The sequence below is a fragment of the Paraburkholderia sp. FW306-2-2C-D06C genome, from assembly GCF_058781505.1.
Genome location: NZ_JBYSWU010000009.1, coordinates 108,284 through 129,729 on the forward strand (window position 1 = coordinate 108,284; position 21,446 = coordinate 129,729).

Annotated in this window: 17 protein-coding genes and 2 pseudogenes; 6 read left to right on the forward strand and 13 right to left on the reverse strand. The window is 62.1% G+C overall.

Going from position 1 to position 21,446, the window contains the following annotated elements; genetic code table 11:
- Nucleotides 1-5: 5 nt before the first annotated feature.
- Nucleotides 6-233, reverse strand: a complete 228-nt coding sequence (locus tag AC3WLT_RS09500; protein ID WP_492591627.1) for a hypothetical protein — start codon at nucleotides 231-233, stop codon at nucleotides 6-8.
- Nucleotides 234-576: 343 nt separating this feature from the next.
- Here AC3WLT_RS09500 and AC3WLT_RS09505 point away from each other — a divergent pair, with 343 nt between their 5' ends.
- Nucleotides 577-789, forward strand: a complete 213-nt coding sequence (locus AC3WLT_RS09505) for a hypothetical protein (protein WP_492591628.1) — start codon at nucleotides 577-579, stop codon at nucleotides 787-789.
- Between the two features lie 86 nt (nucleotides 790-875).
- On the opposite strand, the gene AC3WLT_RS09510 is transcribed toward AC3WLT_RS09505, so the two are convergent.
- The 4 genes and pseudogenes from AC3WLT_RS09510 to AC3WLT_RS09525 form a co-directional block, all read right to left on the reverse strand.
- Nucleotides 876-1,583: a DUF2968 domain-containing protein gene (locus AC3WLT_RS09510; RefSeq protein ID WP_492591629.1), complete on the reverse strand. Its 708-nt coding sequence runs from the start codon at nucleotides 1,581-1,583 to the stop codon at nucleotides 876-878.
- Between the two features lie 47 nt (nucleotides 1,584-1,630).
- Nucleotides 1,631-3,017: pseudogene (locus AC3WLT_RS09515) on the reverse strand (sigma 54-interacting transcriptional regulator).
- A 15-nt stretch (nucleotides 3,018-3,032) separates the two neighbouring features.
- Entirely contained in the window at nucleotides 3,033-3,437 is a 405-nt protein-coding gene (locus AC3WLT_RS09520) for a hypothetical protein (RefSeq protein ID WP_492591630.1), read from the reverse strand.
- Nucleotides 3,413-3,859: a hypothetical protein gene (locus AC3WLT_RS09525; protein WP_492591631.1), complete on the reverse strand. Its 447-nt coding sequence runs from the start codon at nucleotides 3,857-3,859 to the stop codon at nucleotides 3,413-3,415. Before AC3WLT_RS09525 ends, AC3WLT_RS09520 begins: the two co-directional genes overlap by 25 nt.
- 284 nt (nucleotides 3,860-4,143) lie before the next feature.
- On the opposite strand from AC3WLT_RS09525, the gene AC3WLT_RS09530 reads away from it, so the two are divergent.
- On the forward strand, nucleotides 4,144-4,629 hold the full coding sequence (locus AC3WLT_RS09530) for a DUF2147 domain-containing protein (RefSeq protein ID WP_492591632.1): 486 nt from the start codon (nucleotides 4,144-4,146) through the stop codon (nucleotides 4,627-4,629).
- 152 nt (nucleotides 4,630-4,781) lie between these two features.
- Here AC3WLT_RS09530 and AC3WLT_RS09535 read toward each other — a convergent pair whose 3' ends face one another.
- The 6 genes from AC3WLT_RS09535 to typA all read right to left on the reverse strand — a co-directional run bounded on the left by AC3WLT_RS09535 (nucleotide 4,782) and on the right by typA (nucleotide 14,630).
- On the reverse strand, nucleotides 4,782-5,231 hold the full coding sequence (locus AC3WLT_RS09535) for a transposase (RefSeq protein WP_492591633.1): 450 nt from the start codon (nucleotides 5,229-5,231) through the stop codon (nucleotides 4,782-4,784).
- A gap of 162 nt (nucleotides 5,232-5,393) precedes the next feature.
- A complete protein-coding gene (gene zapE, locus AC3WLT_RS09540; RefSeq protein ID WP_492591634.1) occupies nucleotides 5,394-6,491 on the reverse strand; it encodes a cell division protein ZapE in 1,098 nt (365 codons plus the stop codon).
- A gap of 91 nt (nucleotides 6,492-6,582) precedes the next feature.
- Entirely contained in the window at nucleotides 6,583-8,013 is a 1,431-nt protein-coding gene (lpdA, locus tag AC3WLT_RS09545; RefSeq protein ID WP_492591635.1) for a dihydrolipoyl dehydrogenase, read from the reverse strand.
- A gap of 112 nt (nucleotides 8,014-8,125) precedes the next feature.
- Complete coding sequence (odhB, locus tag AC3WLT_RS09550; protein ID WP_492591636.1) at nucleotides 8,126-9,409, reverse strand: 2-oxoglutarate dehydrogenase complex dihydrolipoyllysine-residue succinyltransferase; 1,284 nt, start codon at nucleotides 9,407-9,409, stop codon at nucleotides 8,126-8,128.
- Nucleotides 9,410-9,562: 153 nt separating this feature from the next.
- A complete protein-coding gene (locus tag AC3WLT_RS09555) occupies nucleotides 9,563-12,424 on the reverse strand; it encodes a 2-oxoglutarate dehydrogenase E1 component (RefSeq protein ID WP_492591637.1) in 2,862 nt (953 codons plus the stop codon).
- A gap of 379 nt (nucleotides 12,425-12,803) precedes the next feature.
- On the reverse strand, nucleotides 12,804-14,630 hold the full coding sequence (gene typA, locus AC3WLT_RS09560; RefSeq protein ID WP_492591638.1) for a translational GTPase TypA: 1,827 nt from the start codon (nucleotides 14,628-14,630) through the stop codon (nucleotides 12,804-12,806).
- Between the two features lie 314 nt (nucleotides 14,631-14,944).
- Between typA and AC3WLT_RS09565 the strand changes: the two genes are divergently transcribed.
- The 4 genes and pseudogenes from AC3WLT_RS09565 to AC3WLT_RS09580 all read left to right on the forward strand — a co-directional run.
- Nucleotides 14,945-15,460, forward strand: a complete 516-nt coding sequence (locus AC3WLT_RS09565) for a MarR family winged helix-turn-helix transcriptional regulator (protein WP_492591639.1) — start codon at nucleotides 14,945-14,947, stop codon at nucleotides 15,458-15,460.
- Between the two features lie 50 nt (nucleotides 15,461-15,510).
- Nucleotides 15,511-17,019: an efflux transporter outer membrane subunit gene (locus tag AC3WLT_RS09570; RefSeq protein WP_492591640.1), complete on the forward strand. Its 1,509-nt coding sequence runs from the start codon at nucleotides 15,511-15,513 to the stop codon at nucleotides 17,017-17,019.
- Nucleotides 17,020-17,095: 76 nt separating this feature from the next.
- Nucleotides 17,096-18,319 (forward strand): EmrA/EmrK family multidrug efflux transporter periplasmic adaptor subunit, encoded by a 1,224-nt coding sequence (locus AC3WLT_RS09575; RefSeq protein ID WP_492591641.1) that lies wholly within the window; start codon nucleotides 17,096-17,098, stop codon nucleotides 18,317-18,319.
- Nucleotides 18,320-18,341: 22 nt separating this feature from the next.
- Nucleotides 18,342-19,913: pseudogene (locus tag AC3WLT_RS09580) on the forward strand (DHA2 family efflux MFS transporter permease subunit); the annotation flags it as partial.
- Between the two features lie 101 nt (nucleotides 19,914-20,014).
- On the opposite strand, the gene truB reads toward AC3WLT_RS09580, so the two are convergent.
- Entirely contained in the window at nucleotides 20,015-20,950 is a 936-nt protein-coding gene (gene truB, locus AC3WLT_RS09585; RefSeq protein ID WP_492591642.1) for a tRNA pseudouridine(55) synthase TruB, read from the reverse strand.
- A 118-nt stretch (nucleotides 20,951-21,068) separates the two neighbouring features.
- Complete coding sequence (gene rbfA, locus AC3WLT_RS09590) at nucleotides 21,069-21,434, reverse strand: 30S ribosome-binding factor RbfA (protein WP_492591643.1); 366 nt, start codon at nucleotides 21,432-21,434, stop codon at nucleotides 21,069-21,071.
- Nucleotides 21,435-21,446: the final 12 nt, after the last annotated feature.

A 21,446-nucleotide genomic window follows, 5' to 3' on the forward strand; every position in this document is an offset into this window, starting at 1 on the left:
GCAGGCTAGTCTGAAGGATAGCCGAGCCGCTGCAGAATCTTTTCCAGCCGCATGATCTGCCGCTGCGTCAGTTCGAATCTGCATTTGACCGCCAGCACGCGGCGCCGCCAGTAGCCGGCGTCCAACATGCTCAGCGCCGGTTGCCGCGTTGCCCAATCCAGATGATCCAATTCAGCTTCCACCACGTGTGACGCATTGAAGCGCCGCGTCGGTGCAGGGGTCTTGGGTTCCATGTTTTCGCGCTGCCTTGTTATTGCGCTGCCCCGTTGTGGAGATGCCGTTGGGCGGCATGCGGTTGTTGTCGGCCTCGATGCGGCCGGCATTGAGCCTATTGCCTTTTTCCTCTTTGCCTTTTGTCTTTCGGTCTTTTGTCTGGCGACACACTGGAAGACGAGGTGGAACGGCCTGGTTTGAATTTCGTTTTTTTAATCGCGTTCTTTAACTGCGCGGGCGGTTCTTTTGAAGGAAATGCTTACCGGCGTTGGGGAAATGCTTCCCTGGCCGTTCGGCCGATCGTCGGTGGGTTTGGCTTTTGCGCTATGCTGGACTATCGACACTTTTGAGGCGGAGCACGTCATGTCCAAGCCGAAGCCGCATGCATCCGATGTCAAGGTCAAGGTCAAGGTCAAGGTCAAGGGAGCGGAGCCGCTCGCTGAGTCCATTGATAGTCGCCTCGATGAGGCACTTGAGGAAAGTTTTCCTGCTAGCGATCCGATTGCTGTCGATGTCACGGATCCGCATCATTTGCCGGCCGTGCACTCGCCGGAGGCCGGGAAGAAGCGGCATTAGAGCGTCTTCGGTCGGCGCTCAGCGCGCCGACCCGGTACTTCCAGAACCGCTGCCGCTCCCGTCCCTGCCGGTTCAATCGCTCTCTTTCAGTGCGACGGCAAGCCCGATTCCAACTGGCGCTGCAGCTCGCGTACCTGGCGCTGCGCTGCGCGCAGCTGGTCTTGCGCCGCGGCCTTCTGCTGCGCCAGCGCCGTCGCTTCGGCGCGGGTTTGCTGCTGCTGGCTCGTGACAATGTTCTGCTGCTGACGCGCGACAGCCAGGTCAGCCTGCAAGCGGTTTGCCCGGTCCTGCGACAACGCGATCATCCGTTCCGTGAACGCTTTTTGCGCTTCCAGTTGCGTGCGGCGAATCTCGACGTCGGACAGTTGCAGTGTCTGGCGGACAAAATCCTTGTAGATCATGTCGGCACGCGTTGCGTCCTGCGTCTTGATGACGCGCCAGAAATTCTTTTGCTGGAATAGCGCGACGTAGTAAGTCATCTCCTTGCCGTAAAACAGCAAGCTCGCACCGTAGCTGCCGTTGTACGTCGTGCGCAATTCGCTCAGATCCGAGCCGTGAATCATCTGCTGCAATTCCGCCACATTCCCCGCGGCGGATTGCTTCGCTTCGTCCGGCATCAGCGCTCCCGTCTGCGCCTGCGAAGCCGCCGACAACGCGGTTGTCGTGCCCGGCTGGGAAACGACGCCAACGCTCGTCCCGCTATCCGGCAGAGTCTGCGCATAAACGCCCTGCACGCCCCCCAACGTGATCAATGCGGCCAGGGCAATCTGCCGTAGTTTTGACTTTCGGTCCATGTAATTCCTGCTCGAACAGTTTTTGTTTTAGCACAACCGTCTCATTATTACTCACTTTCGCGTGTTTCGGGCTCCTCGTCGAAAATTTGGTACTTACGCATCTTCTCCCACAACACCTTGCGGCTGATGCCGAGGTACAGCGCCGTGTCCTGCCGGCGCCAACCGTTTGCGTCGAGCGCGGCAAGCACGCGGTTGCGCTCGGCCATGCCCCATTTGCTGCGGGCCACGAGCACCTCGGCGGCGCTCTCGGCGGGCACCGGCTGGCTGGCGCGCGCGAGCGCCAGCAACCGTTGCAAACGCGCCGCGTCCCATGCGCCGATCTGACGCACCGTCACGCCGATGCGCTCGGCGAGGTTGCGCAGCTCGCGCACATTGCCGGGGAAATAGGTGTCGGCGACAGCGTCGGCCAGCCAGTACGGCAGGTCGGGCAACCCAGAGAGCCGCTCCGCGCCGACGATCTGCGCGATGAACGCCTTGAAGATCGCAATCTTGTCGACCGCGCCCCGCTCTTCCAGCGACGGGATCTTCAGCTCGATCACCGCGAGCCGGTAGTAGAGGCCGGCGTGGAAGTTGCCGTCGTTGACCCGTTGCGGCAGATCCTTGTTGGTCGCCGCCACCAGCCGGAAGTCGAGTTTCACCGGCGTAGCTGAGCCGATTCGCGTGACCGCGCTGTCTTCCAATACGCGCAGCAGCTTGACCTGCCGGTAAAGCGGCAGATCGCCGATTTCATCGAGGAACAGCGTGCCGCCGTCAGCCTGCTCGAAGTCGCCCTTATGCGCGACCGCCGCGCCGGTGAATGGGCCTTTCGAGTGGCCGAAGAACAGCGATTCGAACAGCCCGTCCGGAATCGCGCCGCAGTTCACCGCGACGAACGGACCTTGACCATAGCGGCTGTGTTTTTCGTGTAGCAGTTGCGCGATGCGTTCCTTGCCGACGCCGGATTCGCCGTGCACGAGCACGCTCGTGTCGCAGTCGGCGAAGGTGTCGACTTCGTGCAGCAGCGCCTGCATGCACTCCGAGTTGGCGATCATCGCGTCCGACTCGTGGGTCTTGGCGCTATGCGCGCGCAATTGCAGCACGAGCTTCATGACCATCCCGCGCAATTCGGCGCAGGTGAAGTCGAGCGGCAGGATGTGCGAATACTCGGACGGATACATCGCCGGATCGTGGTCGCGCGGCGCCGACCCAGACCACCGGGATGCCGTGCGCGGCCTGCCAGTCGCGCAGGATCAGCGCGCCGCTGTCGATCACCGAAACGCTGATGATGGCGAGCGACGGCCGCAGCGCGGTCCGTTCAGGCGAGATCGCGATATCGTCCGCGCGGATCACTTCGACGTCGAAGCTCGCCATGCAGCGCGCAACCCGGTCGACGATATCGGCCTTGCCTTCCCAGACGTAGATATCGAGTTCCTCGATTTTGGTGGTGGTTCTCATCTTGTCCTGGTTACGCTAGTTGACCAGTTGCGAGACGCCGCATGTCAGCGACATGTTGTGGACTGTGGCGGTGCTGACTTGTACGCCCAACAGCGAGAGTGTCGGGACGAGGACTGTATCGAGCAGGGAGAAGACGGGTTGAAGCAAGGGCGTCAAGGCGTTCGCTCCGCCGGAAAGAATGGGTGAAAGGAGCGCGGACAGATCGACTAAATGGTTACGAAGCGAGACGTCCAATGCGCCGGGCAATGCCGCAAGCAATTGCGTGGTCAGAACGGGGGCGTCGCTGCCGATCGCGTTGGAATTGGCGCTCCCGGTCGCGTCGAAGCTGCCGGACGAGCCATCGAATACCAGCGGCGTGGTTGTGCCAGGGGCGAGTTGCAATGGACCGATGCCGTTCAGTACGACATTGGCCACCTGCACGTTTGCGCCGAGTATCGCCGTCGAAACCGATGCTTCATTGATCGATCCGCCACAGGACGAGTTTGCGCCGAGGCAGACCGATGCAATACCCGGCGCAACCTGAGTCGTGGCCGTGGTAGCTGCTTTGGTGCTTTCACAATCGACTGAACTGTTATGCCGAGCAAGCCCTGGACTGTCGAAGCGCCCAGCGCCACCATCAAATCCTCAATCTTGATATGCGCGGTCGCAAGACTTTGAATATCGCCCACGCTGAGCGACACGCTGGTGTTCAACAATCCGCCGAGGATCGCGTTGAGCAGCGCCGACTGCTGCGTGTTGATCGTCGCAATGCCGGTACCGAGGGAGAACGAATCTTTGTTGGATGCCTGCGCCGTCGCAGTCGCCGTTACGTTGCGTTTGCCCACGAGGAAGAAATAAGGCACGAAAGCGCGTCACGCAATCCGCGCATCAATGCGACGTTTTCCTACCAGCTGAACTGACGACGAAAAATGCCGCGTTCTGATTAGAGGTTCCACTATCAAACGGCGCGCGCACTTTCACGTATTCTGCGCTGACGTTGTTCGCCCCGCGCGTTTCAACCGATGCAGCCGAAGTGAAACCTGAGAGGCAGCACGAGGCATCGAGGCCGCCTATCGTCGGCGATGGCCCGAGATGCCAATAACGCCGCGCGACCATGATCGCGCCGATTTTCATCAAGGAGGAAGACATGACGCAATTCACTCAACGCGCCCGCGCAATTGTGGTCCGCACCGCCAAACATGCCGCCGTCGCCGGAGTGCTGCTCGCCAGCGCCGTCACCGCGATGGCGCAGGCCGACAGCGCGGTCGGCACCTGGCAAACCATCGACGATCATAGCGGCCAGCCCAAGGCGCTCGTTCAGATCAGCCAGGACGGCGCCGGCTCGCTCAACGGCAAGGTGATCAAGGGATTGGGCGCGAACGACCAGCCGGATCGCCGCTGCACGGCATGTACCGACGAGCGCAAGGATCAATTGATTCTCGGCATGACGATCATCAACGATATGAAAAAGGACGGCGACGGCTGGGATCACGGGCAGATTCTCGACCCGGAAAACGGCAAGGTCTACAAGTGCAAGATGCACCTGGAAGATGGCGGGAGCAAGCTGGTGGTGCGCGGCTATATCGGCGTATCGCTGCTTGGCCGCTCGCAGACGTGGGTACGTCAGCAATAGTCCGCGCGTAGATCAGGCATGAATGCCTGACGTGCCGGGATGGGTCACCAGCGGGCCGCCACTGCTGTCAGGAGAGAGTCAGAAGAACCGGCCGACGATCACTATCGTTCGGCCGTTTTTTTCGCTTGATGTGGTTCGATTCGTTCGCGTCGTCATGCAGCGTGCTTGAAGGGCGACACATACGCGAACGGCGAAGGCGGTACGGGTTTGGCCGATGCGCGGCTGTACGCCGCGGGTGCTGTGACCGGAGCCAAGCCTGCCTGTGCGCTCTTCTCTTCCAGGCTGACATGCGTACGCATGCGCGCTTCCATCAGGCTGCACAGTTCTTCGCTTGCGGCGCCGAACAACTGATCCGCCACACGCTTGAGCACGCCGGACTCGTACCATGCCTTGAAGCGGCGATGGCAGGTTTGATACGACGGGTATTTGCGCGGCATGGCCGACCAGGTCGCGCCGCTATACATCACCCACAGCACGCCGTTGAGCACCGAGCGCGTATTGGCCAACGGCCGGCCACGCAGTTCGGAGCGCGGACGCAATTCAGGGAGCAACGGTGAGACGCGTTGCCATTCTTCATCATTGATATCACGGTATGGATTCATGGTTTCTCCTTTGTCAGAACCATGACAAAGAAGATACCCAGTCGTCTTCGGACGGAATATAAGATCAGTCTGAATCTTGAAAATACGCCTTTAGACGCCGCCTCTTTGGCAAGCGGACCGTGATCCATCGCAAAAGCGCCGCCGCGAGGATGAGACGAACCCTCAGGTCAGCGACGTGTCGACGATCCGCCGCGGCGCGTCGAGATATTCCTTCGATTGCATTTCGACGATGCGCGACACCGTGCGCGTGAACTCGTTGGCCATCGGACCGTCGACGTACAGTTGTTCGGGTGGCACCGCCGCGGACACCAGCAGCTTGACCTTGTGGTCATAGAACACGTCGATCAGCCATGTGAAGCGGCGCGCTTCCGAAGCCATGCGCGCCGACATCTGCGGCACGCCGGACAGGATCACCGCGTGAAAACGGCTCGCCAGTTCCAGGTAGTCGTTCTGCGAGCGCGGACCGCCGCACAGGGTCGCGAAATCGAACCACACGACGCCGTCCGCCTTGCGCAGCGCCTTCAACTCGCGCTTCTCGATGTGCAGAATCGGGCTTTCGTCGGGCACCGCGGCCAGACGCGAGTACGCGCCGCGCAGGGCCTTATCCGCCGCCGCGCCGAGCGGCGAGTGATACACCTCGACCTGGGCCAGCGTACGCTGCCGGTAGTCGATGCCCGCATCGACGTTGACCACGTCAAGCTTCGCCTTGATGAGTTCGATGGCCGGCAGCATGCGGTCGCGATGCAGGCCGTCCGGATACAGCGTGTCCGGATCGTAATTGGACGTCATCACGAATTGCACGCCGTTCTCGAACAGCTTGTCGAGCAGACGGTACAGGATCATCGCGTCAGCGATATCCGACACGTGGAATTCGTCGAAACAGATCAGCCGGTAGCGCTTTGCGATACGGCGCGCGAGTTCGTCGAGCGGGTCGGCCTGGCCTTTCAGTTCTTCCAGTTCGCGATGCACTTCGCGCATGAATTCGTGGAAATGCAGCCGCGTTTTGCGCTGCACCGGCACGATCATGTAGAAGCTGTCCATCAGGAAGCTCTTGCCCCGCCCTACGCCGCCCCACATGTACACGCCGCGCGGCAGATCCGGGCGGATGATCAGTTTCTTGAACGCGTTCGAGCGGCGCGATTTGTACTCGACCCACTCTTCATAGCACCGCTGCAGACGGTCGACCGCCGCGCGTTGCGCCGGGTCCGATTGATAACCCCGCGTCTGCAGTTCTTTTTCGTAGTATTCGGTGACGTTCATCGTGTTGCTGCAAAAAGAAAGGCGGGAGGGAGTGAACCCGCCCGCCTTCGTGGTGATGCTGGAGTGCTGCGATCCGTCAGGCGTGCGCTGGTTACATGTTCAGCGCGCGCTTGTCGACGGCCAAGGCCGCTTCGCGCATGACTTCGGACAGCGACGGGTGCGGATGGCAAATACGGCCGATGTCTTCCGACGCAGCCTTGAATTCCATCGCCACCACGGCTTCCGCGATCAGGTCCGATGCGTTCGCCGAGATGATGTGCACGCCGAGCAGTTCGTCGGTCTTCGCGTCGGCGATCATCTTGACGAAACCATCCGCCTTGTTGATGCCCAGCGCGCGGCCGTTCGCCATGAACGGGAACTGGCCCGTCTTGACTTCGCGGCCTTCAGCCTTCAGTTGCTGCTCGGTCTTGCCGACCCACGCGATTTCCGGTTCGGTGTAGATCACCCACGGAATGCAGTTGTAGTCGATATGCGGCTTCTGACCGTCGATGATTTCGGCAACCAGCACGCCTTCATCTTCGGCCTTGTGCGCGAGCATCGGGCCGCGCACCACGTCGCCGATCGCGTACACGTTCGGCACCGCCGTCGCGCAGTGGCCGTCGACGTCGATGAAACCGCGGTCGTTGGCCTTCAGGCCGATCGCTTCGAGGCCGAGGTTGTCGGTGTTCGGCACGCGGCCGATCGACACGATCAGGCGGTCGGCTTCGAGCTTCTGCGCATTGCCGTCCTTGTCCGTGTAGTTCAGCGTGACGCTGTTGCCGGTCGTCGTCACTTCGCCGACCGTCACGCCCACGTGGATGTCCAGACCTTGCTTCCTGAACTGCTTGGCGGCTTCCTTCGCCAGCGCCTGATCGGCTGAGCCGAGGAATTCCGGCAGCGCTTCGAGCACGGTCACTTCCGCGCCCAGACGGCGCCACACCGAGCCCAGTTCCAGACCGATCACGCCTGCGCCGATCACGGCGAGTTTCTTCGGCACGGTGTCGAAGCTCAGTGCGCCTTCGTTGTCGGACACGATCTTGTTGTCGACCGGCACGTTCGGCAGGTGACGCGCCTTCGAGCCCGTCGCGATGATCACGTTCTTCGCCGTGACGACTTCGGTTTCACCTTCGCCGCTCACTTCGATCTGCACGCCGGCGCCCGTCTTGCCGGTGAACTTGCCGTGACCCTTGAGCCACGTGATCTTGTTCTTGCGGAACAGGAACTCGATGCCCTTGGTCATCTTTTCGACGATACCTTCCTTGCGGGCCACCATCTTCGAGATGTCGAGCTTCACGTCCGACACGTTGATACCGTGATCGGCGAGGTGGTGTTGCGCGTTTTCAAATTCTTCCGACGACGCGAGCAGCGCCTTCGACGGAATACAACCCACGTTCAGGCACGTGCCGCCGAGCTTCAGCGCGCCGGCCGGGTTCTTCCATTTTTCGATACATGCGACGGTCTTGCCGAGCTGCGCTGCGCGGATTGCGGCGATGTAGCCGCCAGGGCCGGCGCCGATCACGACGACGTCAAATTCTTTGGACATGACAATCCTTTTTTTATGACGGAACGGCGCGCAGCCACGCTTCGTGGCACGCGTCGTTCCTGTACTGCGGAATGCTGGAGACGTACTACCTGAATCGCGACAGACGCCGTGATTACAAGTCGAGCAGCAGGCGAGCCGGGTCTTCCAGCGCGTCCTTCATCGCGACCAGCGACAGCACCGCCTCGCGACCGTCGATGATCCGATGGTCGTACGACAGCGCCAGGTAGTTCATCGGGCGGATCACGATCTGGCCGTTTTCGACCACAGCGCGTTCCTTGGTGGCGTGCACGCCCAGAATGGCGGATTGCGGCGGGTTGATGATCGGGGTCGACAGCATCGAGCCGAACACACCACCGTTCGAGATGGAGAACGTGCCGCCGGTCATTTCTTCGATCGACAGCTTGCCGTCCTTCGCCTTCTGGCCGAATTCGGCGATCTTCTTCTCGATTTCGGCGAGGCTCAGTTGATCCGCATTGCGCAGGATCGGCACCACCAGACCGCGCGGCGAACCGACAGCGATACCGATGTCGAAGTAGCCGTGATAGACGATGTCATTACCGTCGATCGACGCGTTCACGAGCGGGAACTTCTTCAGCGCGTGCACAGCCGCCTTGACGAAGAACGACATGAAGCCGAGCTTCACGCCGTGTTCCTTCTCGAACTTGTCCTTGTACTTGTTGCGCAGGTCCATCACCGGCGCCATGTTCACTTCGTTGAACGTGGTGAGGATGGCGTTGGTTTGTTGTGACTCGAGCAGACGCTCGGCGATACGCGCACGCAGACGCGACATCGGCACGCGTTGTTCCGGGCGGTCCTTCAGCCACTGCTCGGCCGATGCCGGCGCCTTGACGTCCGGCAGCGACGGCCTGGCAGCCTTCGGTGCGGCAGCCGGTGCCGGTGCAGCAGGTTTCGCAGCAGGAGCGCCGGCGGTCAGCACGTCGCCCTTAGTGATGCGGCCGTCGCGGCCCGAGCCGGCGACGTCGCCAGCGGACAGGCCCTTTTCGGCCATCAGCTTGCCGGCAGCCGGCGAAGCAGCAGTGTTCGCGCCCGTTGCGGATGCGGCTTGAGCGGCAGGAGCCGGCGCTGCAGCCGGTGCCGGTGCGGCAACAGGTGCCGGCTTCACTTCGGCTTCGACAGCAGCAGCGCCTGCCTTGCCTTCGGTGTCGATCTTCGCGATCACTTGATCGGCGACGACGGTGTCGCCGTCGTTCGCGATAACTTGCGCGAGCACGCCAGCGGCCGGTGCCGGCACTTCGAGCACGACCTTGTCGGTCTCGATTTCGATGAGAATTTCGTCTTGAGCAACAGCCTCGCCGGGCTTCTTCTTCCACTGCAGCATCGTGGCTTCCGAGACCGACTCGGAGAGCTGGGGAACCTTGACTTCAACAATAGCCATTATGAATATCCTGAATACGTATCGGGTGACGGCGCGGTTATCAACGACCGGACGACCGTCTGCGAACCTCGAATGCCGCTAATGAACCATCAAATTGCTCACTAGACGCGGCACGGGAAAGCGCAACGCGCTTTCCCGGTTCGGCTCTTGTGTTTATTTAGCGATCGACGAGCTCTTGAGACGGCCGAAAGCGCCTTCGACCAGCGCCTTTTGCTGCTCGTAGTGTTTCGCGTAGTAGCCGACTGCCGGCGAGGCCGAAGCCGGACGGCCGCTGTATGCCAGCTTCTGCCCGTCCTTCATGCCTTCCTTCAGGTGGTGCTCGATGTAGAACCACGGGCCCTGATTCTGCGGCTCGTCCTGCACCCAGACCACTTCGGTCGTGTTGTCGTACTTCTTCATTTCCGCTTCGAACTGCTTATGCGCGAACGGATAGAGCTGTTCGATACGGATGATCGCGACGTCGTTTGCCTTCGCTTCGCGGCGATGCGCGACGAGGTCGTAGTACACGCGGCCCGAGCAGGCCAGCACGCGCTTGACCTTCTTCGCGTCGATGGCTTCGTCCACTTCGCCGATGACCGGCTGGAACGAACCCTTCGCCAGCTCCGACAGATCCGACACGGCTTCCTTGTGACGCAGCAGCGACTTCGGCGTAGCGACGATCAGCGGCTTGCGGAACAGACGGATCATCTGACGGCGCAGCAGGTGGAAAATCTGCGCCGGCGTGGTCGGCTGAACGACCTGCATGTTGTGATCTGCGCACAGTTGCAGGAAACGCTCGATACGTGCCGACGAGTGCTCCGGACCCTGACCTTCGTAACCGTGCGGCAGCAGCATCGTGAGACCCGAGACGCGGCCCCACTTCACTTCGCCCGACGAGATGAACTGGTCGATCACGACTTGCGCGCCGTTCACGAAGTCGCCGAACTGCGCTTCCCACGCGACGAACGTATTCGGTTCAGCGGTCGAGTAACCGTATTCGAAGCCCAGCACCGCTTCTTCCGACAGCACCGAGTCGATCACCGTGAACTTCGCCTGACCTTCGGCGATGTTCTGCAGCGGCACGTAGGTGCCGTCGTTCCAGCGTTCGCGGTTCTGATCGTGCAGCACTGCGTGACGGTGCGTGAACGTGCCGCGGCCCGAATCCTGGCCGGTCAGGCGCACGGCATAGCCCGATGCGACCAGCGACGCGAATGCGAGGTGTTCGCCCATGCCCCAGTCGAGCTTCGCTTCGCCACGGCCCATCGCGCGACGGTCGTTGATGACGCGCTCGACCAGCGGGTGAACCTTGAAGTTTTCCGGGATCGTGGTGACGCGCTCTGCGAGGCGCTTCAGTTCCGCGAGCGGCACAGCCGTGTCGGCTGCGTCGGTCCACTTGCGGTTCAGGAACGGGACCCAGTCGACCGCGTACTTGCTCTTGTAGTTCGAGAGCACCGGATCGATCGTGTGATGGCCTTCGTCCATCGCCTTGCGGTACGCCTTGACGTACTCTTCCCCGTCTTGCGCCGTGATCACGCCTTGTTGCGCCAGCTTTTCAGCGTACAGCGCGCGCGTGCCCGGATGCTTCGCAATCGTCTTGTACATCAGCGGCTGCGTGACCGCCGGCGTGTCCTGCTCGTTGTGACCCAGCTTACGGAAGCAGACGATGTCGACGACGACGTCCTTATGGAACTGCATCCGGAAGTCGATCGCCAGCTGCGTAGCCAGCACGACCGCTTCGGGATCGTCGCCGTTCACGTGCAGCACCGGCGCTTCGATCATCTTGACGACGTCCGAGCAGTACAACGTGGAGCGCGAGTCGCGCGGGTCCGACGTCGTGAAACCGATCTGGTTGTTGATGACGATGTGCAGCGTGCCGTGCGTGCCGTAACCGCGCGTTTGCGCGAGGTTCAGCGTTTCCATCACGACGCCCTGGCCGGCGAAAGCCGCGTCGCCGTGGATCTGCACCGGCAGCACTTGCAGGCCGCTGTCGTCGCCGCGACGGTCCATCCGGGCCTTGGCCGAGCCTTCGACCACCGGGTTGACGATTTCGAGGTGCGACGGATTGAACGCGAGCGACAGGTGAACCGGGCCGCCTTCGGTCGAGACGTCCGACGAGAAACCCTTGTGGTACTTCACGTCGCCAGCCGGCAGGTCGTCGACGTGCTTGCCTTCGAATTCGGCGAACAGGTCCGCCGGCATCTTGCCGAGCGTATTGACCAGCACGTTCAGACGGCCACGGTGAGCCATACCGATGACGATTTCCTGCACGCCGTTGGCGCCGCCATGACGCACGACTTCGTCCATCGACGCGATGAAGCTTTCGCCGCCTTCGAGCGAGAAGCGTTTCTGGCCGACGTACTTGGTGTGCAGGAAGCGCTCGAGGCCTTCAGCGGCCGTCAGGCGATTCAGGATGTGCTTTTTCTTTTCATTGGAGAAATTCGGCGTCGAACGGATCGACTCGAGCTTCTCTTTCCACCAGCGCTTCTGTTCCGGATCGCTCAGGTACATGTACTCGGCGCCGATCGTGCCGCAGTACGTGTCACGCAACGCCTTGACGATCTCGCGCAGCGACGCGCGCTCGAACCCGAAATACAGATTCGTGGCGCTGAATTCCTGGTCCATGTCGGCTTCAGTGAAGTCGTAGAACGCAGGTTCAAGTTCGGGGATAGCGGGACGTTCGCGGCGCTTCAGAGGATCGAGATTGGCCCATTGCGAGCCGAGGAAGCGATATGCGCCGATGAGGGACTGCACATAAACCTGCTTGCGTGCGGTAGCGAGATCTTCGCCGCCGGCCGCCGTGCGCGGGATGAAGGCGTTGGCCTTGGCCCGTTGAGCAAACGATTCGACGATCGGGCCGTGGGCCACGTCGTTGACATTGCTGCCATCCGATGCAGGGACGTTCTGCAACGCATCGAAATAGCTGCGCCAGTTCTCGGGCACTGACGCCGGATTATCGAGATACGCTTCGTACATTTCTTCTACGTACGGAGCATTGCCGCCGAACAGATAAGAGTTCGACTGGAATTGCTTCATCATTTTTACGCTCACCTTTCTTCGAGTTTCTCGAGAAATAGCGGGTTACAGAACCTTCCGCGACACGGCCTGACCGTTTAGCGGATTGCGCGAATCAAGTCTTGCTTGGAAGGACCTAAAACTTTGCACCCGGGGAGCATATCACATAACGGATAGTCCAGATAGCAGACGGATTGTCGCTCGAGCCTTGCCAGGACGGGCTTTCTGGCTAGTTTCCAGTTCTTGCAACGGTCTTCTGCGGCAAATGGGGACAAACAGCCACAAACGGAAGATAAGCCGCGACCAACGGCGCATCAGTCATGTTGGGACGCAGAAACGGCAAAAGCCACCCGAAGGTGGTTTTTGCCGACATCGACCGCAAATCGCGGCGCGCTGCTACTTATCAGTCCACTGCGCCCTTACGGCTCGCGCTGCGGCGCTCGTGTTCCTTCAGGTGGCGCTTGCGCAGACGAATCGATTGCGGCGTGACTTCGACCAGCTCATCGTCGTCGATGAACTCGACCGCGTATTCCAGCGACATCTGGATCGGCGGCACGAGGCGCACCGCTTCGTCCGTACCCGACGAACGCACGTTGGTCAGCTGCTTGCCCTTGATCGGATTCACGACCAGGTCGTTGTCGCGGCTGTGAATGCCGATGATCATGCCTTCATACAGCGGCTCACCCGGCGACACGAACATACGGCCGCGATCCTGCAGCTTCCACAGCGCGTAGGCGACTGCCGCACCGTCGTCCTGCGAAATCAGCACGCCGTTGCGACGCTCGCCGACCGCGCCTTCCTTGACCGGTTGGTACGAGTCGAACGTGTGGCTCATCAGGCCCGTGCCGCGCGTCAGCGTGAGGAATTCCGACTGGAAACCGATCAGGCCACGTGCCGAAATACGATATTCGAGACGCGTACGGCCGCGGCCATCCGACGCCATGTCGAGCATTTCGCCCTTGCGGCGGCCCAACTCTTCCATCACGCCGCCCTGGTGGCCGTCTTCCATGTCGACGGTCAGGTTTTCGTACGGCTCGTGCCTCACGCCGTCGACTTCCTGCATCACCACGCGCGGACGCGACACGGCCAGCTCGTAACCTTCACGACGCATGTTTTCCACGAGAATGGTCAGGTGCAGCTCGCCGCGGCCCGCCACTTCGAACGTGGTTTCGTCGCCGGTTTCCTTCACGCGCAGCGCGACGTTGTGGTTCAGTTCCTTCATCAGGCGGTCGCGGATCTGACGGCTCGTGACGAACTTGCCTTCGCGGCCGGCCAGCGGCGACGAATTCACGAGGAAGTTCATGGTCAGCGTCGGTTCGTCGACGGTGATCATCGGCAGCGCTTCCGGTTGCTCCGGCGAGCAGATGGTCACGCCGATACCGATTTCTTCAATACCGTTGATCAGCACGATGTCGCCGGCTTCAGCCGATTCGACCTGCACGCGCTCGAGGCCCTTGAACGACAGCACCTGGTTGATCTTGCGGTTCAGGATTGCGCCGTCCGGGCCCAAACGGACGGCCACTTGCATGCCCGGCTTGATACGGCCACGCGTGATGCGGCCCACGCCGATACGGCCGACGTACGACGAGTAATCCAGCGACGTGATCTGCAGTTGCAGCGGGCCTTCCGGATCGGCCGGACGCACCGGCACGTGCTTCAGCACGGCTTCGAACAGGGGACGCATGTCGCCTTCGCGCACGTCCGGGGTCAAACCTGCGTAACCGTTCAGACCCGATGCGTAGACGATCGGGAAGTCGAGTTGCTCGTCGGTTGCGCCCAGCTTGTCGAACAGGTCGAATGTCTGGTTGATCACCCAGTCGATCCGCGCGCCCGGCCGGTCCACCTTGTTGATCACGACGATCGGCTTGAGGCCGAGCGCCAGCGCTTTCTTGGTCACGAAGCGCGTTTGCGGCATCGGGCCTTCGACCGCGTCCACCAGCAGCAGCACGGAGTCGACCATCGACAGCACGCGCTCCACTTCACCGCCGAAGTCGGCGTGGCCCGGGGTGTCGACAATGTTGATGTGCGTGCCTTCGTACTCGACCGCGCAGTTCTTGGAAAGAATCGTGATGCCACGTTCCTTTTCGATGTCGTTCGAGTCCATCACGCGCTCGGCGATCTGCTGGTTCTCACGGAACGTTGCGGTCTGGCGGAGGAGCTGGTCGACGAGCGTAGTCTTGCCGTGGTCGACGTGGGCAATGATGGCGATGTTGCGTAGGGCGCGGGTCATAGGAAACCTGGAGACAGTTGGGAGTGCGCCGGTTGCTTATATAAACCACGACAAGCCCAAAGCGCACTTTTGGGAACCCAACATTATAGCACGCGCCAATGAAGGTTTCTGGTATTCCCTGATGGACCTGGCGCCTTCCACGCGACGGTGCATCAGATTAGCACCCGCCACACGTCAGCCGAACCCTACGCAACCCCCACGCTTTATGCCTTGAGCGGCAAAAGTTCCTTGCCTAAGCTGTAATAACGCTTGCCGCGTCAATCAACCGGCCTCTATAATCCTGCCTAGTCAACCATTGCATTCGCACGAGAATCATGACGGAGCTGTCCCCTACCCCCACGCCAGACCTCTGCGAGTACCAGCTCGGCGAAAGCGTCGGCTATCTGATCTCGCGGGTGAAATCGACCCTGTCCAATCTGGTCACCCAACGCAGCATGGCCGAACTCGGCATCACCAGCCAGCAAGGCAGCATCCTGTTCATGGTGGCCAGCGGCAAATGTCTGCTGGCGGCCGAATTGGCGCGCGAATATGGCATCGACGCAAGCGCGGTCACGCGCCTGATCGACCGGTTGGAAAAGCGCGGATTGCTGACACGGGTGCGCAGCAACGAGGACCGGCGTGCCGTCCGGCTTGCGTTGACGCCGGAAGGTCACGCGATCGCGGCAAAAATGCCGGCGATTTTCAACGGCGTGCTGGACAGTCTGCTAGGCGGTTTCACCCCCGAAGAAGTGGGTTTCCTGAAGAGCATGCTGCGCCGTGTGCTCATCAATTCCGGCGAACAAACGGGGCTAACCCGTGATACAGCAAACAATTTTGACAGCAAGTCGTAATAAATTGCTTGCTGTGTCCATCATTACACTCACATTCAAAGAGTCGAGCGATGAAATCCCTTTCCCTGTCCGCGCCCGCGCTGTCGAGCCGGGCCGCTGTCGCCGCCGCGGTGACGGCGCTCGCCCTTACGGGGTGCGCGAACTACTTCGGTATGAAGAGCGACAAGCAGATCGCGTCGCCGGCTCAGTACGAGTCCACCCAGAGCCTGCCCGGCGAGAATGGCCAGTGGCCGTCGCTCGACTGGGCCAACCAGTTTGGCGACCCGCAGCTGCCCAAGCTGATCGCGGAAGCGCTCGACGGCAACCCGTCGATCGCTCAGGCGCAGGCGCGCCTCGCGAAGGCCTCCTCGTACATCGACAGCTCGCGCTCGGCGCTGTACCCGAAGGTCAACGGCAGCTATTCGTGGACCCGCGAGCTGTTCTCCGGCAACGCGCTCTACCCGCCTCCGTACGGCGGCGCCTGGTATAGCGAAAACAACGTGCTGGCCAGCGCGTCATGGGATCTGGACCTGTGGGGCAAGAATCGCCAGCGCCTGGGCCAGGCCGTATCGCAGGAAAAGGCCGCGGAGGCCGACATGCAGCAGGCGCGCGTGACGCTCGCCGCGTCGGTGGCGAGCACCTATAACCAGCTCGCGCAGCTGTATGCGTTCCGCGACATCGCGCAGCGTGAGATCGCCAACCGCCAGGACATCGGCCGGATTACCGACGGGCGTGTCATCGCCGGTCTCGACACCAACGTCGAGCGGCAAACCGCGAACGGCAACATCGCGACCAGCCAGTCGAATTTGACCGACCTCGACGGCCAGATCACGGCGGTGCGTTATCAGCTGGGCGCGCTGCTCGGCAAAGGCCCGGATCGCGGCCTGCAAATCGCCCAGCCGGTGCTGACCACCGGCAACGCCGTGGCGTTGCCGAACAACCTGCCGGCCGACCTCGTGGCGCGCCGCGCCGATATCGCCGCCGCGCGCTGGCAGGTCGAAGCGGCAATGCACGACGTGAAGGAAGCAAAAGCCGAATTCTTCCCGGACGTGAATCTCGCGGCCGGCTTCGGTTTCGACGCGTTCGGCTGGGGCCGCTTCCTGAAATCGGGCAGCCGTCAGATGCAATTCGGTCCCGCCATCCACCTGCCGATCTTCGACGCCGGCGCGCTGCGCTCGCAGTTGAAGGGCCGTTATGCCGATTTCGACCTCGACGTGGCGAACTACAACCAGACGCTGATAAGCGCGCTGTCGGACGTCGCCACGCAGGTGTCGTCGATCCGTTCGATCGACCAGCAATCGGGCGACGCCCAACGCGCGCTCGACGCGTCGACCAAGGCGTATCAGCTCGCCGTGATCCGTTATAAGGCCGGTTTGTCGCCGCAGTTGCAGGTACTGACCGCCGACCAGAACCGCCTTGCCGCCGAACAGACGGTGACGAGCCTGACGATGCGCCGCCGCGGCATGCAGATCGACCTCATCAAGGCGCTCGGCGGCGGTTTCGACGCGACGCAGACCGGCCTCGTGGTGCCGGCCGACGCCCCGGCCTCGGCGACGGCCGCGACCGCCGCCGCAAACTGAAGCCACATCGACGCGACGCATATTCGCCCGAACATCCGCATAAACGACGACGCTTGAGAGAACCTGGAGCACATCAATGAGCACCCCCCAGCAACCCGCGCCCCCCGCACAACCGGCGAACAACGGCAAACGCAAGCGCATGATGACGCTGCTCGTCAGCGTGATCCTGATCGCCGCGATCGCCTACGGCCTGTATTACTTCCTCGTCGCGCGCTTCCATGAGGACACCGACGACGCGTACGTGAACGGCAACGTCGTGCAGATCACGCCGCAAGTCACCGGTACGGTGGTCGCGGTGAACGCGGACGACACGCAAACCGTGAAGGCCGGCGACCCGCTCGTCGTGCTCGATCCGGCCGACGCGCGCGTCGCGCTCGAACAAGCCGAAGCGAATCTCGCGCAGACGGTGCGCCAGGTGCGCGGCCTGTTCGCCGACGACAATCAATACCAGGCGCAAGTCGCCGTGCGCCAGTCCGATCTGTCACGCGCCCAGGACGACCTGAAGCGCCGACTGACGGTCGCGCAAACGGGCGCCGTGTCGCAGGAAGAAATCTCGCACGCCCGCGACGCCGTGAAGAGCGCGCAGGCCGCCGTCGACGCCGCCCAGCAGCAACTGGCGTCGAACCGCGCGCTGACCGCCAACACGACGATCGCGAATCACCCGAACGTCCAGGCCGCCGCCGCGAAGGTCCGCGACGCGTACCTGAACAACGCGCGTAACAACCTGCCGGCGCCGGTCACGGGCTACGTCGCGAAACGCTCGGTGCAGGTCGGCCAGCGCGTCTCGCCGGGCACCCCGCTGATGGCGATCGTGCCGCTGGGCGGCGTGTGGGTCGACGCGAACTTCAAGGAAGTGCAGCTGAAGCATATGCGCATCGGTCAACCGGTCGACCTGACGGCCGACGTGTACGGCTCGTCGGTGGTGTACCACGGCAAGGTGGTCGGCTTCTCGGCCGGCACGGGTTCGGCCTTCTCGCTGCTGCCCGCGCAGAACGCGACCGGCAACTGGATCAAGGTGGTGCAGCGTCTGCCGGTGCGGATCGCGCTCGACCCGCAGGAACTCGAGAAGCACCCGCTGCGCATCGGCCTGTCGATGCAAGCCGACGTGACCATCAAGAACGATGAAGGCGGCCAGCTCGGCCAGGCGCCGAACACGGTTTATCAAACCAGCGTGTTCGAAAAGTACGGCGACGAAGCCGACGCGGAAATCGCCCGCATCATTTCGGAAAACGCGGGCCCGAACACCGGCTCGCAGAAGTCGGCCCAGACTGGCGCGAAGCCCGCTGCGAAGCTGATGTAAGCCTCGCCACGATTCATACAAGGCTTTTTTAATGGCTCAGGCTCAGGCGCAAGTCCCTCACCCGCCGCTCGAGGGCGCGCAACTGGTGATCGGCACCATCGCAGTGTCGCTCGCCGTGTTCATGAACGTGCTCGACACGTCGATTGCGAACGTGTCGATCCCGTCGATTTCGGGCGACCTCGGTGTGTCGTCCGATCAGGGTACGTGGGTGATCACGTCGTTCGCGGTCGCCAACGCGATTTCCGTGCCGCTAACCGGCTGGCTCACCGACCGCGTCGGCCAGGTGCGCCTGTTCATGGCGTCGATCGTGCTGTTCGTGATCTCGTCGTGGATGTGCGGCCTCGCGCCCACCCTGCCCTTTCTGCTCGCCTCGCGCGTACTGCAAGGCGCGGTGGCCGGCCCGATGATTCCGCTGTCGCAAACGCTGCTGCTCGCCAGCTATCCGCGCGCCAAGGCGCCCATGGCTCTGTCGATGTGGGCGATGACCACGCTGATTGCGCCGGTGGCCGGGCCGATTCTCGGCGGCTGGATCTCAGACAATATCTCGTGGCCATGGATTTTTTACGTCAACATTCCAGTCGGCGCGATTGCCGCGGTGGCGACATGGATGATCTTCCGCAACCGCGACTCGGTCGTCAAAAAGGCGCCGATCGACGGCGTCGGTCTCGGCCTGCTGATCGTCTGGGTCGGCTCGTTGCAGGTGATGCTCGATAAGGGCAAGGATCTCGACTGGTTCTCGTCGACCACCATCGTCGTTCTGGCGCTGGTCGCAGTGATTGCGCTCGCGTTCTTCATCGTATGGGAATTGACGGCCGAGCATCCGGTGGTCGACCTGTCGCTCTTCAGCCGGCGCAATTTCACAGGCGGCACGGTCGCGCTTTCGATCGGCTACGGACTCTATTTCGGCAATCTCGTGTTGTTGCCGCTGTGGCTGCAAACCGACATCGGCTACACCGCAACCGAAGCCGGTCTGGTGATGGCGCCGGTGGGCCTGTTCGCGGTACTGCTGTCGCCGATCACCGGCAAGGTGTTGCCGCGGACCGATCCGCGCTATATCGCGACCCTGTCGTTCCTCGTGTTCGCGCTGTGCTTCTGGATGCGCTCGCGTTATACGACCGGCGTCGATACCTATTCGCTGCTGCTGCCGACACTGATTCAAGGCATCGGCATGGCCGGGTTCTTTATCCCGCTGGTGTCGATCACGCTGTCGGGTTTGCCGGGCAACCGGATTCCGGCCGCGTCGGGTTTGTCGAACTTCGTGCGGATCATGTGCGGCGGGATCGGCACCTCGATCTTCCAGACCGCATGGGATCACCGGACCATCATGCATCACGCGCAGTTGTCGGAACAGGCGAATGCGTACAACCCCGTGTTCGATCAGTCGATCCGGCAGATGGGTGCGGCGGGGTTCAGTCAGCCGCAGGCATATGGACTCTTCAACACGATGGCCACACAGCAAGCCGCGCAGTTGGGCGTGAACGATCTGTTCTTTGTTTCCGCCGGCATCTTCGTCGCGTTGATTGCGCTGATCTGGATCACCAAGCCGGAACGCGCGGGTGGTGACGCCGGTGCCGCAGCCGCGGCGGCGCACTGAGTTTAGCGCCGATCCAAGGCACCAGGCTGCATGAAAAAGGCGGAACCGCTATCGAGCGGTTCCGCCTTTTTCGTTGCTGCGTGCCGGGCTGCGAACGCGGTTCAGCTCGCGGCTGTCACCACCAGCCGCTCCGGCGCAAGCACGCCCTCGCCCTGTTTCGCGACGCCAAGCAAGCGGCCTTCAGCGGCGTAGACGCGAACCCGTGGCGCGTTCAGCGCGTCCGCGCTGATGGTCAGTTCGGAGAGTTTCAAGCGCTGGCCATGCAGGAACCGCCGTGTCGCGTCTTCATTCAATTGCACGAGCGGGAACGTGGACAGCAACGCATCGACCGGTTGCAGCCACGCATCGCGCTGGCTTTGCGTCGCGTCGGACAGCGCGCCGAGCGTCACCGAATTTTCCAACGTCAGCGCGCCCACACCCGTGCGCCGCAACGCGACCAGATGCGCGCCGCAACCGAGCACTTCACCGATATCCTCGGCCAGCGTCCTTACGTACGTGCCTTTACTGCACGTCACGCGAAACGTGACGTCCGGCAGCGCGCAGGCGAGCAGCTCGAGCGCATGGATCGTCACCTGACGCCCTTCCCGCTCGACCGTCTGACCGGCGCGCGCGTATTCGTAGAGCGGCTTGCCGTCGCGTTTGAGCGCCGAATACATCGGCGGAACCTGAACGATGTCGCCGAGGAAAGTGTCCAGCGCGGCCTTTACAGCAGCCTCGTCGCACGTCACCTCGCGCGTGTCGAGCGCTTCGCCTTCGGCGTCGCCGGTGGTCGTGCGGATGCCGAGGCGCATGGTCGCCTCGTAGGTCTTGTCGGCTTCGAGCAGGTCCTGCGAGAACTTGGTGGCTTCGCCGAAACACAGCGGCAACAGACCGGTGGCCAGTGGATCGAGCGTGCCGGTATGGCCCGCCTTTTTCGCCAGATAGAGACGCTTCGCGCGAATCAGCGCGTCGTTGCTCGACAGGCCGAGCGGCTTGTCGAGCAGCAGCACGCCGTCGAGCGCGCGACGCGGCACGCGGGGGCGTTGAGGTGCGGTCATGTCAGAAAGACGAGAGCTTCAATGGGTACGAAAAACAGCGCGGCTGAGGACGCCAGGTCAGGACGCAAGCATGGACGCAATCAGCATGCGGATAAGGACGCGGACACAACCCGCGCGCTCAATCCTCCTTCGCGCGACTGGCATTCGCCTCGTCGATCAAACGCGACATTTCGACGGCGCGTTCGATGGTCTTGTCGTAGTGGAAATGCAGCGTCGGCACGGTATGGATATGCAGGCGCTTGAACAGCTGATTGTGCAGATGGCCGGCAGCATGCTGGAGCGCTTCCAGCGTCTGCTGCGGGTCGCCGGTCAGCGTCGTGAAGTAGACCTTCGCGTGCGCATAGTCCGGCGTCAGTTCGACGCTTTGAATCGTGACGAGACCGATGCGCGGGTCCTTGACCTCGCGCAGCAGCTCGGACAGATCGCGCTGGATCTGATCGGCGATCTGCACGTTGCGATTGGGAGAAGTACGTTTTTTAGGCATGGTGAATGGGTG